The following is an 11,063-nucleotide window of genomic DNA, read 5'->3' as shown; positions in this document are numbered from 1 at the left end:
GACGACGCCCCTAGCCGGTCCTGCCCCTTACGTCCTCGCCGCGCGGTATTCCTTCTCGGGGACCATCTCCAGCCACTGCGCGGTGCTGCCGTCCAACTGCTCCTGGATGGCGATGTGGGTCATGGCGGTGTCGGCCCGCGCGCCGTGCCAATGCTTCTCGTTGGGCTCGATCCAGACCACGTCCCCGGGCCTGATCTCCTCCACGGGGCCGCCCAGGCGCTGCACCAGCCCGCACCCGGACGTGACGATGAGCGCCTGGCCCAGGGGGTGGCGGTGCCAGACCGTGCGGGCTCCCGGCTCGAAGGTGACGCTGGTTGCGGTCACGCGGGCGGGGTCGCGCGCCTCGGGGAGCAGCGGGTCCACGCGCACCGGGCCGGTGTAGCGTTCCGCGAGGCCAACCAGGGAAGCCTGGGACCCGTTTCTTTTGATCTCCATGTCCTGTTTCTCCTTTCGCCTCGTGGCGGGTGGACACGCGTCGCGGTCCGGCCCGAGTATGCAGGGAAAAGAGCCCCGGAAGCAATCGCGCAGTTGGGAAAGCGCGCCGTTCGCGTCCGGCGCGCGGGAGTCCACGGGCGCCTCCGGCCTTGACGGCGGCCTTCCCCGGGAACATCCTGGGCGAAACGCCGGGGCTTCCCCCCGCGAGAGATTCCAGAAAGGGCCAGGTCATGTTCCAGGATATCGATCCCCACAAGCTTACCTACGACCCCACGCGCGGCGGGCCCGGGGAAAAGGACCACGTCCTCTTCCTCAAGGCCGGGCGGGTGCTGCTGGACGCAAGCCAGGGCACGCTGGCCGTCCCCACCTACGGACAGGCGCGCCGCCTTCTCCAGGCCAGGGCGGACAGGCTGATCAACCTGTTCTCGGTGGACGGCGTCACGTTCTACCATTCGCTGGACGAGATCGACGCGTTCAAGCCCTACGCATACGAGAACGCGGGCGCCGTGCGCAGGATGGAGCCGCATCTTCTGGCTTTCGCCACGGCCACCGCGTTTCATTTCGCGCTCTGGTACGCGAACAACAGGTACTGCGGGCAGTGCGCCGCCCCCATGCTGCCCAAGCACGGGGAGCGGGCGCTCCATTGCCCGGGGTGCGGGCTGGTGAAGTACCCGAGGATATCCCCGGCGATCATGGTGGGCATCAGGCACGGCGAGTCCCTGCTGCTGACCAAGTACAACGGCAGGGAATACAAGAATTACGGGCTGATCGCCGGATTCGTGGACCCAGGTGAAACGCCCGAGGCGGCCGTGGAGCGCGAGGTGATGGAAGAGGTCGGCCTGAAGGTCGCCAACGTGCGTTACTACAAGAGCCAGCCCTGGGCCTTTTCCCAGTCGCTCCTGATGGGCTTTTTCGCGGACCTGCGGGGCGACGCGGCCATAACCCTCGACCCGGGGGAGTTGTCCGAGGCGGGATGGCACCAACGGTCGGAGCTCCCGGGCGACGAGCCCCGGTTCAGCCTGACCTGGGACATGATCCTGGCGTTCCGCAACGGCGAGGTGTGAAAAGGGAGCGGCGGGCCGCCCGGCCCCCGCTCCCCGTACGTCCAGGGCTTACATCTTGACGGCGACCAGCGAGGCCGCGCGGACGGCCTTGGCCTTGGCGTTCTCCACGTCGCGGCCCAGGGCCAGGGCCACGCCCATGCGCCGAAGGCCCTTCACCTCGGGCTTGCCGAAGAGGCGGATGGACGTGTCCGGCTCGGCCAGGGCCTCGGGCGCGATCTCGTAGGCGGGCGAGGACGACTCCCCCTCGGCCAGGATCACGCGGGAGGCCGCCGGGCCGTACAGGCGGACGGCGGGCACGGGCAGGCCCAGGATGGCCCGCACGTGCAGGGCGAACTCGGAGAGGTCCTGGGAGATGAGCGTGACCATGCCCGTGTCGTGGGGCCTGGGCGACACCTCGGAGAAGAGCACGGCGTCGCCCTTGACGAAGAGTTCCACCCCGAAGATGCCCCGCCCGCCGAGGGCTCCGGTCACGGCCTCGGCCATGCGCCTGGCCTCGGCCAGGGCCTGGCCGCTCATGGGGTGGGGCTGCCAGGACTCGCGGTAGTCGCCCTTTTCCTGGCGGTGGCCGATGGGCTCGCAGAAGCTCACGCCACCGGCGTGGCGCACGGTCAGAAGCGTGATCTCGTAGTCGAAGTCCACGAACCCCTCCACGATGACCCGCCCGGCCCCGGCCCTCCCGGCGGTCTGGGCGTACTCCCAGCATTCCCCGGCCTGGGCCTCGTCGCGGGCCACGCTCTGGCCTTTGCCCGAGGAGGACATCACCGGCTTGACCACGCAGGGGAAGCCCACCTCGCGGCAGGCGGCCATGAACTCCTCCCTGGTGTCCGCGAAGCGGTAGGGCGAGGTGGCGAGCTTCAACTCCTCGGCGGCCAGGCGGCGGATGCCCTCGCGGTCCATGGTCAGCCGGGCGGCCCTGGCCGTGGGCACCACGGTGAAGCCCTCGGCTTCGAGCTTCAGGAGCTCCTCGGTGGCGATGGCCTCGATCTCGGGCACGATGAAGTGGGGCTTCTCCTCCTCGATGATCCGGCGCAGGGCCTGGGCGTCGAGCATGCTCACCACGTGGGAGCGGTGCGCCACCTGCATGGCTGGCGCGCCGGGGTAGCGGTCCACGGCGATGACCTCGACGCCCAGGCGCTGGGCTTCGATGGCCACCTCCTTGCCGAGCTCGCCGGAGCCCAGGAGCATGAGTCTGGTCGCGGAAGGTGTAAGCGGCGTGCCGATGATCGCCATTGAAGTCTCCTTGTTGGAAAAATGCGTGCGCCCCGAGGATACATGGAAGCGCCCGGGAGGACAATTTCCGCAGGAGGCCGCCTCACGGCGTGGTGCCAACATGGGCGGAAGCGCGCTTTACAACGTGCAATCTCCTCTATAGAACGGAGACAATGCCATCGAAGGAGTGCTTATGAAGCGCCCGGCAATCATCGCCATGTTGTTCGCGGCAAGCGTGCTCGCTTCCGGCGAGGACGTGCTGGCAAAGAAGAAGGACCATTACCCCGGCCCGGACACCGACGGGTTCGTGCCGCCCGGCCAGGCCAAGCCCAAGGGGCCGCCGCCCTGGGCGCCCGCCCACGGGTACAGGGCCAAGCAGCGCTACCGCTACTATCCGTCGCACAACATCTACATGGACCCGGCCTCCGGAGCATACTTCTCCTTCAAGGGAGGCATCTGGAGCAAGGGCGGCCTGCCCGCCGGCCTCGCGCCCGGCAGCCTGGGCCGCTACAAGGAGTTCGACGGCTACCAGGACGAGCCCTGGAAGGACAATCCCTACTCCAGGCCGAGGAAGTAGTCCCCGGCCGCGAAGCCGGGCTCGCGCAGCGGAAAGCGACGCGCCTTGAAATCAAAGTCGAGGGAGAGTGTCGGAAAACCAAATAAGACGTGACCCAAGAAGCCTGAAACAGGAGCGTCCGCCATGAAAAAGCGTGCCGTCTGCCTTCTGTTGTCGATTCTTTTCTCCACCGCCGCAGCGGCCCTGGCCACGGAAGTGAGGATGGTCGGCGACGCCCGCATACACGGCACCTTCTTCACCCAGAGGAACTTCACGGGCTGGAACGCCAGCGCCACGCAGACCGAGGACGCCTTCACCATCTGGCAGCGCTTCCGCCTGCGCACCGACTTCATCGCCCACGAGGGGCTCAAGTTCCGCTTTTCGATTCGCGCCAACAACACCGCCTGGGGCAACAACTACCTCACGGTGGACAACCCGGCCGTCTCCATCCAGGTGTGGCAGGCCTACCTCCAGTTCAAGTGGCCCGGCACCGGGGCCGAGGTCACGGCGGGATACCAGGACTGGGCCCTGCCCGTTTCCTCCACCGGCATCTTCAACACCAACCCCGTGTTCGGCGGTACGCGCTCCGCCGCAATAGTGATCGACATCCCCATCTCGGAGCAGGTCGAGCTCGTCGGCGGGTTCTCCCGGTTCATGGACACCAACCGGGACTTCGACCCCACCACCACCCAGGTGGCGGACGAGATCGACGGCTACTTCCTGACCCTGCCCATCACCCTGGGCGGCTTTTCGGCCACGCCCTGGGGAATGATCGGGGTGGTGGGGCGCGACGCCGACTTCCTCACCGGCGTGGGCCTCTCCAACAGCAGCGTGGGCCAGACCCTGGCCTCCAACCTGCTCTCGGCGGGCACCGTGGTGGCCCCGCTGGGCTTCCGCAACGCCCAGAACCTCTACTGGTGGGCCGGGGCGGCCCTGGCGTGCACGGCCCTCGACCCCTTCAAGTTCTACGCGGACGTGATCTACGGCGAGGGCAACGCCGGCGACAGGGCCAAGAACCGGCGCGGCGGCCTCTTTTTCGACGTGGCCGCCGAGTACACGGGCTTCGACTGGGCCACGCCGCAGCTGGCCTTCTGGTACTCCACGGGCGAGGACGGCTCCACGGTGAACGGCTCGGAGCGCATGCCCATGGTGGTGGGCTACTGGGGCCCGTCCAGCTCGTTTCTGTTCGACAGCAACCAGGCCTACAACCGCAGCGTCATGGGCGTGAACAACGTGGGCAACTGGGGCTTCAGCGCCTCGCTCAACAAGGTGTCCTTCATCAAGGACCTGAGCCACCGCCTGACCTTCACCTACGTTCGCGGCACCAACTCCCCGAGGGGCCTGCGCACGGCCAACGCGCTCACGGGCACGGGCGTGTACGTGCAGATGGGCCGCGACCTGACCACCCAGGAGTACCTGCTGGCCGTCAACTTCGACCACCAGTACGACATCTACGAGAACCTGGCCCTGATCGTGGAGTCCGGCTGGGCCCACGGCTCGTTCCAGAAGTCCGTGTGGGGGCGCAGGCTGTACAGCCAGAGCCTCGAGGGCGACCCGTTCAAGGTGGCCTTCGGCCTGCGCTACCAGTTCTGATTTCAGCCTTCTTGTGCTGAAGGGGAAAGCAGAGGGGGCGCTCCCAGGGAGCGCCCTCTTTTTTTGTTTCCTGAGGCTACTTTATTTTCCTGTTTTGATGCCAACATGATGATTTCATTCGTAGTGGTTAAGGGGGTGACAAAATGTTGCATCATGGGTAAACACTGGTTCGTTTTGGGTAAAAGAAAAGTTTATAGGAATCGATGATCATGTCTGTTGAAGAATTCATCACAAGAATTGGAATCGCGTTGCTGCTCGGGACGGCCATCGGGTTCGAGCGGCAGTGGAGGCAAGGCATGGCCGGGTTGCGCACCAACGCGCTGGTCGCCACGGGAGCGGCCATGTTCGTGGGCCTGTCGCATCTGAACGGCGAGGAGGCGGGCCAGAGCCGCATGGCCGCCCAGGTCGTCTCGGGCATCGGCTTTCTGGGCGCAGGCGTGATCATGCGCGAGGGCCTGAACATCAGGGGCCTGAACACGGCCGCCACGCTGTGGGGGGCGGCCGCCGTGGGCACCCTGGCCGGTTCGGGGGCCGCGCTGTTCGCGGCGTGCGGCGCGGCGGGCATCCTCGCGGTCAACGTCCTGTTGCGGCCCGTGGCCAGGAGGATCAACATGCAGCCCAGGGAGCGTTCCGGGCGCGTCAACCGCTACATGATCTGGGCGGTGTGCGCTTCCGAGAGCGAGCAGTACATCCGGGCGCTTCTGCTCCAGATACTGGGCAACTCCCCGCTCAAGCTGCGCTCCCTGCACAGCGAGGACCAGGCCGACCCCAGCAGGCTCGAAGTGCGCGCGGAGCTCTATTGCGAGGGCTGCTGCGACAGCGTTCTCGAGCAGGCCGTGTCCCGCCTGAGCCTGGAGGCCGTGGTGAGCGCCATCCGCTGGGAGGTCCTCGACTCCGGGGACCCCGCCCTGGAGGAGTGACCCTGTCGCGCCTGCGCCCCGATCGTGCTCCGCGCCCCTGCGCCTGCTGGGCCTCGCCGCCTGGTTCTCCAGGCGTCCGGCTCCGGTCAGCGGGAGCGGCTCGGCGGCGCGCCCGAGGGAAGGGGGACGCCTCGCGGGCTGGTCCGGTACGGTGCGCGCGGGAACGCGTTCCGGCAAAAGGCAGGGATGCTCACCGTTTGAAGGTGATGGTCACGTTTTTGTCGCTTGATGCCGGGGCGCGCTTGGGTCATCCATGACCCCGGGTGTGTTCCCGGGCTGGTCGGGCATGCCGGCGTGCGGCCCGGAACGCGTGGAGCTTCATCAACAGGGAGGGGCGGTGCAGTTTCTGAAATTGCTTCTGGCGTTCGCGCCGTGGTTGGCGTTTCTGGTCATCGCCCAGGGGAGCCTGGCGCGGCTCAAGGCCGGGCTTCTGGTGGCCCTGGGGCTCAGCGTGGTCATGGGCGTGGCCCGGCTGCACAGGGGGATCGTCCTCTGGTCCGGGCTCGCGTTCTTCGCGTTCGCGGCGGTGGCCGTGGCCGGGTTCGAGAACATGTGGGCCGTGGCCTGGATGGGCGTGCTGGCCAACGGCGCGCTGGCCGGGTCCACGTGGCTCACGGTGGCCTTGGGCAGGCCCTTCACCCTGGACTACGCCAGGGAGCACGTGGACCCGTCGCTCTGGGACGACCCGGGCTTCTTGAGGACAAACATGCTGATCACGTCCGCCTGGGGCGCGGTGTTCACGGCCAACGCCCTGCTGGCGCTGGGGAAGAAGGAACATTTCGCCATGGGCGAGTTGGGGTACGAGTTGCTGTCGTACATCCTGCTGGTGGGGGCGGCGTTCTTCTCGACGTGGTACCCGAAGCAGGTGCGGCGGGCGCGGGAGGCCGCGAGAGCGAGGTAGGGCAGGGCGCGCCTCTCCTCATTCGGCCCGGAATTTGCATATCAATTCGAGCCGCCGGGCTCCGCCACTCAGCGCCGACCGCCCGGCCAACCATCCGCGCCCTGCGCGACCGGAGGCCGACCGTGTTCGACTGCACCTTCAAGCATCTCCCAGACCGCGTCTTCACGGGCGCAAGCCCCGCCTACCCCTTCGCGTCCGCGGCCGTGTTCGGCGCGGGCGGGCGCGGGGCCGAGGCCGTCTCGTCCCTGCTGGCGCGCGGGGTGCGCGTGCTGGCCGTCGCCGACAACGACCCCCGCAAGCACGGCGCGCTCTTCGAGGGCCTGCCCGTAATCGCCCCGGCCGCCCTTGCCGCCCTGGGCGTCCCCGTGGTGGTGGCCAGCGTGTACGAGAACGAGATCGGCGCGCAGCTCGCCGGGCTCGGTCTCCCCGGCGTCTACTTCTACCGCCCCGCCGAGGCCGCCCCGGCCTTCGACATCGTGGAGGCCAACGCCGGGCGCATCGCCCAGGCCTACCACGCCCTGGCCGACGAGGACTCGCGCGCCGTGTTCCTCCAGGCGGTCAAGATGCTGACGCCCAAGCACGACGGCCGCGTGAAGGCCTCGGCCTACGCGCAGTACGACCACCCCGAGGTCCGCGCCGAGGCCGGGGACGTGATCCTGGACGTGGGCGGCATGGACGGCGAAACCGCCATCTTCTTCGCCTGCCGCGCGGGCGGGGCCTGCCGCGTCTTCACCTTCGAGCCTTCGCCGCGCCATCGCGAGCGCATCCTCGACCGCGTGCGCCCGCACGCCGGGGCCATCGAGCTCGTGGAGCTGGGCGCGTGGTCCCACGCCTGCACCCTGCGCTTCAACGCGGACTTCTCCGAGCAGAACCCAGGCTGCCACCGCGTGGATGAGGACGGGTCCGACGAGATCAGGGTCACGGACATCGACTCCTTCGTGCGGGGCCGCTGCGAGCGCGTGGACCTGATCAAGATGGACATCGAGGGAGCCGAGCCCCAGGCCCTGGAGGGGGCGCGCGAAACAATCGCGCGGTTCTCGCCCAAGCTCCAGATTTCGGTCTACCACGAGCCCGCTCACCTCTGGGAGATACTGGAGTTCATCCGGGGCGTGGACCCGCGCTACAGGTTCCACATGGGCCACCATTCGTCCATGGCCACCGAGACCATCCTCTACGCGCGCGTCTGACCCCCCGCGCGAGGAAGCCCCCATGCCCACTCCGGCAGAGCGCGACGCGATCATCGAGGCCAGCGCGTTTCGGCGCAACATCTACAACATGATTCCGCACGGGGCGCGGCGCATCCTCGATTTCGGCTGCGGCTCGGGCGCGCTTCTCTTGCGCCTGGCGCGCGACAAGGGCTGCACCGAGCTCTACGGCGTGGAGCTGGACCGCGAGGTCTCCAAGCCCCTGGAGGGCTTCGCCGATAAGCTCTGGCACGCCAACATCGAGAAAAACTTCGCGCCCTTCGAGGACTTCCAGGGCCACTTCGACTTCATCGTGATGCACGACGTGGTGGAGCACCTCTACGACCCCTGGCACACCCTGCCCAGGATACGCTCGCTCCTCTCGGAGAACGGCAGGCTCCTCCTGGCCACCCCGAATTTCCACTACTGGGGCATCCAGCAGGAAGTGCTGGCCGGGCGCTTCCCCTACGGCCCCGGGCTCTGGCACACCGGGCACATCCGCTGGTACACGCCCGCGAGCCTGGTGGAGCTTCTGGTGATCGGCGGGCTGTCCATCGACACGCTCTACCTGGAGATTCCCGAACCGGTGGACCTCTCGCGCTACGCCACGGGCGGGCCCGTGACCTCCTTCACCTTTCCGCCCGAGGAGCACCGCCGGGGCCTCGGCCCCGAGGGCGTGTTCACCGTGGGCTACGGCGGGGACGTCTCGCGCTACTGCCCGGTGTTTTACGCCCACAAGCTCCTGGCGGACTGCGGCCGGGGGACCCTGTACTTCACGCCCGAGCCCGTCACCAACAACTGCCTGAGGCTTCTGGCCATGCGCGAGCGCATCGACAACCCCTACGGGGTCTTCAACCCCCCGCCCATGACCCCGCTGGTGGGAAACTGGGACTAGCAGGCCCTGGACGCGAAAAGGGCGGAGGCGCAAGCGCCCCCGCCCCGTGAAAAGGTCCGCGTTTCCGTCCGGCTACATTCCGGCGGCCTTGACCCAGATCAGCGCGTCCTGGCTCATTGGCTTGCCCGCGGAGAGCACCTGGCCCACGAACACGTTGCCCTCCCACAGGCCGTAGGGCTTGGCCATGGGCACGATCTCGCGGGGCAGGCCCACGGGCTTGTTCCAGATGCCGGGGATGCCGCCCACGTTGAGCACCGTCTTGGTGATCTGCTGCATGTAGGATTTGTCCTCGGGCTCGAAGTAGGGCGCGGGCGCATTTCGTTCAGGCTTTCCTCGTCTGGGCTGGACACCGTGCTGCTCCAAATTTCCCGGCCCGGCGGAGTCGGGTTTCCGGGCGGTCACGGAGGGTCAATTGAGAGGGATTTTCAAGGTCAATTGAGGCGGCCAGGCGGCCGTACTTGATGAGAAGTTCCGTTCCAGCGGGGGGTTGAGCGAAGCGCCCAAGTCTACTAGGGCTCGCAAGAAGCAACGCCGAACAAGGAAGACTCCATGGCCAAGCCAGCACCGAAGAACACCGGACTCGTGTACTCCACGGAACAGGGCAGGATGTGCCCCGGCTGCTCGCGGCCCCTGGAGCGTTGCGCCTGCGCCGGGGCAGGCGCCGCGCCCAGGGGGGACGGGGTGGTGCGCATCGCGCGCCAGACCAAGGGCCGCAAGGGCAAGGGCGTGTGCCTGGTCACGGGGCTGCCCCTTTCGGGGGAGGAGCTCGAGAAGCTGGCCAAGCGGCTCAAGCAGCGCTGCGGCTGCGGCGGGACCGTGAAGGACGGCGTGGTGGAGATCCAGGGTGACCACCGCGAGGCCCTGGCCGCCGAGCTGCGCTCCCTCGGGTACGTGGTGAAGCTCGCGGGAGGGTGAGTTTTTCTCGCGTCCCTCCCTGGCGGGAAGATGCGCCGTGGTGTACGGGTGGATCGGAATCCGGAACCGTCCTTTCCAAACAAGGAGACACCCATGCGCCGTTTCTCCCTCGCCGTCCTTGCCGTCGCGGCACTGCTGCTCGCGGCCGCCTGCTCGGGCCTGAACATGGTCACCCAGGCCGACCTGGAGACCCAGCCCACCACCTTCGCCAAGGTGATCAAGGAACCCAACCCCCTGCTGTACGGGCACTGGCGCAGGCCGCAGCCCGCCGGGATCAACAAGCCCTGGATGTTCAGCTACGCGATGCTGCGCAAGGGCGACAAGATCGCGGTCTACTACTTCTACGACTCGCGCAAGAAGAATTCCTTCAAGGGCTGGGCGGACTTCACCATCGACGGCGACACCCTGGTCTCCGGCGTGGACGGCTCCACGTTCTACGTGGAGGGCGGCGAGGTCTACATGAAGGTGGCCGGGCGCGACACCCCTTATCGTATGGAGAAGGTGGACTAAGCGCCGCGCGCGGCAATCCATACCGGGAAAGGAGGGTTGCCTGCGGGGCCGCCCGGGGGTAGTCTTCGGCCAACGCCAAGTCCTGGGAGGGTGCCATGCCAGTCGTGAAGGCCGTTTGCGTGAGCGAGAGGACCGGGGAGAAGAAGGCCCCGGTGGAGTTCGTGGACCTCGTGGAGGACCTGGGTGTCGCGGGCGACGCCCACGCGGGCACGGGCAGGCAGGTGAGCCTCCTGGACTTCGGCAGCATGGAGGCCGTGCGCCTGCAGCTGCCCACGGTGGGGCCGGGCTCGTTCGCCGAGAATTTGGCCGTGGAAGGGTTGAACGCCCTGGGGCTCGCCCTGGGCAGCAGGGTCGCGGTCGGCTCCGGCGCGGTGCTGGAGATCACCCAGATCGGCAAGAAGTGCCATCACGGGTGCGAGATCAGGCGCATCGTGGGCGACTGCATCATGCCCCGCGAGGGCCTGTTCGCCAGGGTGGTCAGCGGCGGCCGGGTGCGCCCCGGGGACAGCCTGGAGCTCCTGGGTTCGTAGCCGGGCGATCCGTTCGCGCCGTTTGCCTGAAAATGTCCTGGAGGGGTGAGCCGTTGCGCTTTCCCCTCCGGGATTTTTCCTTTTTTTTTCCACCCCGTGCGCTAAAGCGCCGCGCGGACCCTGCCGATAATCAGGGTGTAGCGCAGCACGGTGGAACCATGAACAACGACCCCTCGCACAAGCACGACGCCAACGCCGAAGCCCCCCCGGAGACCGCCGAGGAGAGGGCCAGGCGCGTGGCCGAGATCAAGCGCCGCGTCGCGCAGGGGAGTTACCGCGTGGACAGCCGCGAGATACTCTACAACATGCTGAAGACCGCCCCGTGATCCGCGCCGTCGCCGCCTCCGCTTG

The 11,063-nt window shown here is 67.7% G+C and carries 14 protein-coding genes; 11 read left to right on the top strand and 3 right to left on the bottom strand.

Features of this window, described 5'->3' with window-relative positions:
- Positions 1-27 precede the first annotated feature (27 nt).
- Complete coding sequence (locus ACZ5V4_RS08765) at positions 28-435, bottom strand: (R)-mandelonitrile lyase (RefSeq protein WP_464314468.1); 408 nt, start codon at positions 433-435, stop codon at positions 28-30.
- Positions 436-665: 230 nt separating this feature from the next.
- Here ACZ5V4_RS08765 and nudC point away from each other — a divergent pair, with 230 nt between their 5' ends.
- Positions 666-1,499 carry an NAD(+) diphosphatase gene (gene nudC / locus ACZ5V4_RS08760; RefSeq protein WP_464314467.1) on the top strand — a complete coding sequence of 278 codons (834 nt, stop codon included), beginning with the start codon at positions 666-668 and terminating at the stop codon, positions 1,497-1,499.
- A gap of 48 nt (positions 1,500-1,547) precedes the next feature.
- Here nudC and purT read toward each other — a convergent pair whose 3' ends face one another.
- Positions 1,548-2,729, bottom strand: a complete 1,182-nt coding sequence (purT, locus tag ACZ5V4_RS08755) for a formate-dependent phosphoribosylglycinamide formyltransferase (RefSeq protein WP_464314466.1) — start codon at positions 2,727-2,729, stop codon at positions 1,548-1,550.
- Positions 2,730-2,901: 172 nt separating this feature from the next.
- Between purT and ACZ5V4_RS08750 the strand changes: the two genes are divergently transcribed.
- The 6 genes from ACZ5V4_RS08750 to ACZ5V4_RS08725 all read left to right on the top strand — a co-directional run bounded on the left by ACZ5V4_RS08750 (position 2,902) and on the right by ACZ5V4_RS08725 (position 8,757).
- Positions 2,902-3,285, top strand: coding sequence for a hypothetical protein (locus tag ACZ5V4_RS08750; RefSeq protein WP_464317800.1), 384 nt, complete (start codon positions 2,902-2,904; stop codon positions 3,283-3,285).
- 123 nt (positions 3,286-3,408) lie between these two features.
- Positions 3,409-4,857 carry an outer membrane homotrimeric porin gene (locus tag ACZ5V4_RS08745; protein WP_464317799.1) on the top strand — a complete coding sequence of 483 codons (1,449 nt, stop codon included), beginning with the start codon at positions 3,409-3,411 and terminating at the stop codon, positions 4,855-4,857.
- A gap of 209 nt (positions 4,858-5,066) precedes the next feature.
- A complete protein-coding gene (locus ACZ5V4_RS08740) occupies positions 5,067-5,777 on the top strand; it encodes an MgtC/SapB family protein (protein WP_464317798.1) in 711 nt (236 codons plus the stop codon).
- 337 nt (positions 5,778-6,114) lie between these two features.
- Positions 6,115-6,678, top strand: coding sequence for a hypothetical protein (locus ACZ5V4_RS08735; RefSeq protein WP_464317797.1), 564 nt, complete (start codon positions 6,115-6,117; stop codon positions 6,676-6,678).
- Between the two features lie 122 nt (positions 6,679-6,800).
- The gene (locus ACZ5V4_RS08730; RefSeq protein WP_464317796.1) at positions 6,801-7,865 is read left to right on the top strand and encodes an FkbM family methyltransferase; all 1,065 of its coding nucleotides are present in this window, start codon (positions 6,801-6,803) and stop codon (positions 7,863-7,865) included.
- A gap of 22 nt (positions 7,866-7,887) precedes the next feature.
- Positions 7,888-8,757 carry a class I SAM-dependent methyltransferase gene (locus ACZ5V4_RS08725; protein WP_464317795.1) on the top strand — a complete coding sequence of 290 codons (870 nt, stop codon included), beginning with the start codon at positions 7,888-7,890 and terminating at the stop codon, positions 8,755-8,757.
- A gap of 72 nt (positions 8,758-8,829) precedes the next feature.
- Here the strand turns inward: ACZ5V4_RS08725 and ACZ5V4_RS08720 are convergent, their stop codons facing one another.
- Positions 8,830-9,159 (bottom strand): DUF4198 domain-containing protein, encoded by a 330-nt coding sequence (locus ACZ5V4_RS08720; RefSeq protein WP_464317794.1) that lies wholly within the window; start codon positions 9,157-9,159, stop codon positions 8,830-8,832.
- A gap of 147 nt (positions 9,160-9,306) precedes the next feature.
- On the opposite strand from ACZ5V4_RS08720, the gene ACZ5V4_RS08715 reads away from it, so the two are divergent.
- The 4 genes from ACZ5V4_RS08715 to ACZ5V4_RS08700 all read left to right on the top strand — a co-directional run bounded on the left by ACZ5V4_RS08715 (position 9,307) and on the right by ACZ5V4_RS08700 (position 11,038).
- On the top strand, positions 9,307-9,672 hold the full coding sequence (locus tag ACZ5V4_RS08715) for a translation initiation factor Sui1 (protein ID WP_464317793.1): 366 nt from the start codon (positions 9,307-9,309) through the stop codon (positions 9,670-9,672).
- 93 nt (positions 9,673-9,765) lie between these two features.
- Entirely contained in the window at positions 9,766-10,182 is a 417-nt protein-coding gene (locus tag ACZ5V4_RS08710; RefSeq protein ID WP_464317792.1) for a hypothetical protein, read from the top strand.
- A gap of 95 nt (positions 10,183-10,277) precedes the next feature.
- A complete protein-coding gene (locus ACZ5V4_RS08705) occupies positions 10,278-10,712 on the top strand; it encodes an MOSC domain-containing protein (RefSeq protein WP_464317791.1) in 435 nt (144 codons plus the stop codon).
- A gap of 158 nt (positions 10,713-10,870) precedes the next feature.
- Positions 10,871-11,038, top strand: coding sequence for a flagellar biosynthesis anti-sigma factor FlgM (locus ACZ5V4_RS08700; protein ID WP_464317790.1), 168 nt, complete (start codon positions 10,871-10,873; stop codon positions 11,036-11,038).
- Positions 11,039-11,063 lie beyond the last annotated feature (25 nt).

It is taken from the genome of Fundidesulfovibrio sp. YSD1, assembly GCF_055397115.1.
The sequence above is the reverse complement of the archived record's forward strand: the minus strand, read 5'-3'. Positions and strand labels throughout refer to the sequence as shown.

Excerpts from the sequence above, each read along its gene's own strand:
- ACZ5V4_RS08765 (WP_464314468.1), bottom strand. The coding sequence starts at position 435 with ATGGAGATCAAAAGAAACGGGTCCCAGGCTTCCCTGGTTGGCCTCGCG.
- nudC (WP_464314467.1), top strand. The coding sequence starts at position 666 with ATGTTCCAGGATATCGATCCCCACAAGCTTACCTACGACCCCACGCGC.
- purT (WP_464314466.1), bottom strand. The coding sequence starts at position 2,729 with ATGGCGATCATCGGCACGCCGCTTACACCTTCCGCGACCAGACTCATG.
- ACZ5V4_RS08750 (WP_464317800.1), top strand. The coding sequence starts at position 2,902 with ATGAAGCGCCCGGCAATCATCGCCATGTTGTTCGCGGCAAGCGTGCTC.
- ACZ5V4_RS08745 (WP_464317799.1), top strand. The coding sequence starts at position 3,409 with ATGAAAAAGCGTGCCGTCTGCCTTCTGTTGTCGATTCTTTTCTCCACC.
- ACZ5V4_RS08740 (WP_464317798.1), top strand. The coding sequence starts at position 5,067 with ATGTCTGTTGAAGAATTCATCACAAGAATTGGAATCGCGTTGCTGCTC.
- ACZ5V4_RS08725 (WP_464317795.1), top strand. The coding sequence starts at position 7,888 with ATGCCCACTCCGGCAGAGCGCGACGCGATCATCGAGGCCAGCGCGTTT.
- ACZ5V4_RS08715 (WP_464317793.1), top strand. The coding sequence starts at position 9,307 with ATGGCCAAGCCAGCACCGAAGAACACCGGACTCGTGTACTCCACGGAA.
- ACZ5V4_RS08710 (WP_464317792.1), top strand. The coding sequence starts at position 9,766 with ATGCGCCGTTTCTCCCTCGCCGTCCTTGCCGTCGCGGCACTGCTGCTC.
- ACZ5V4_RS08705 (WP_464317791.1), top strand. The coding sequence starts at position 10,278 with ATGCCAGTCGTGAAGGCCGTTTGCGTGAGCGAGAGGACCGGGGAGAAG.
- ACZ5V4_RS08700 (WP_464317790.1), top strand. The coding sequence starts at position 10,871 with ATGAACAACGACCCCTCGCACAAGCACGACGCCAACGCCGAAGCCCCC.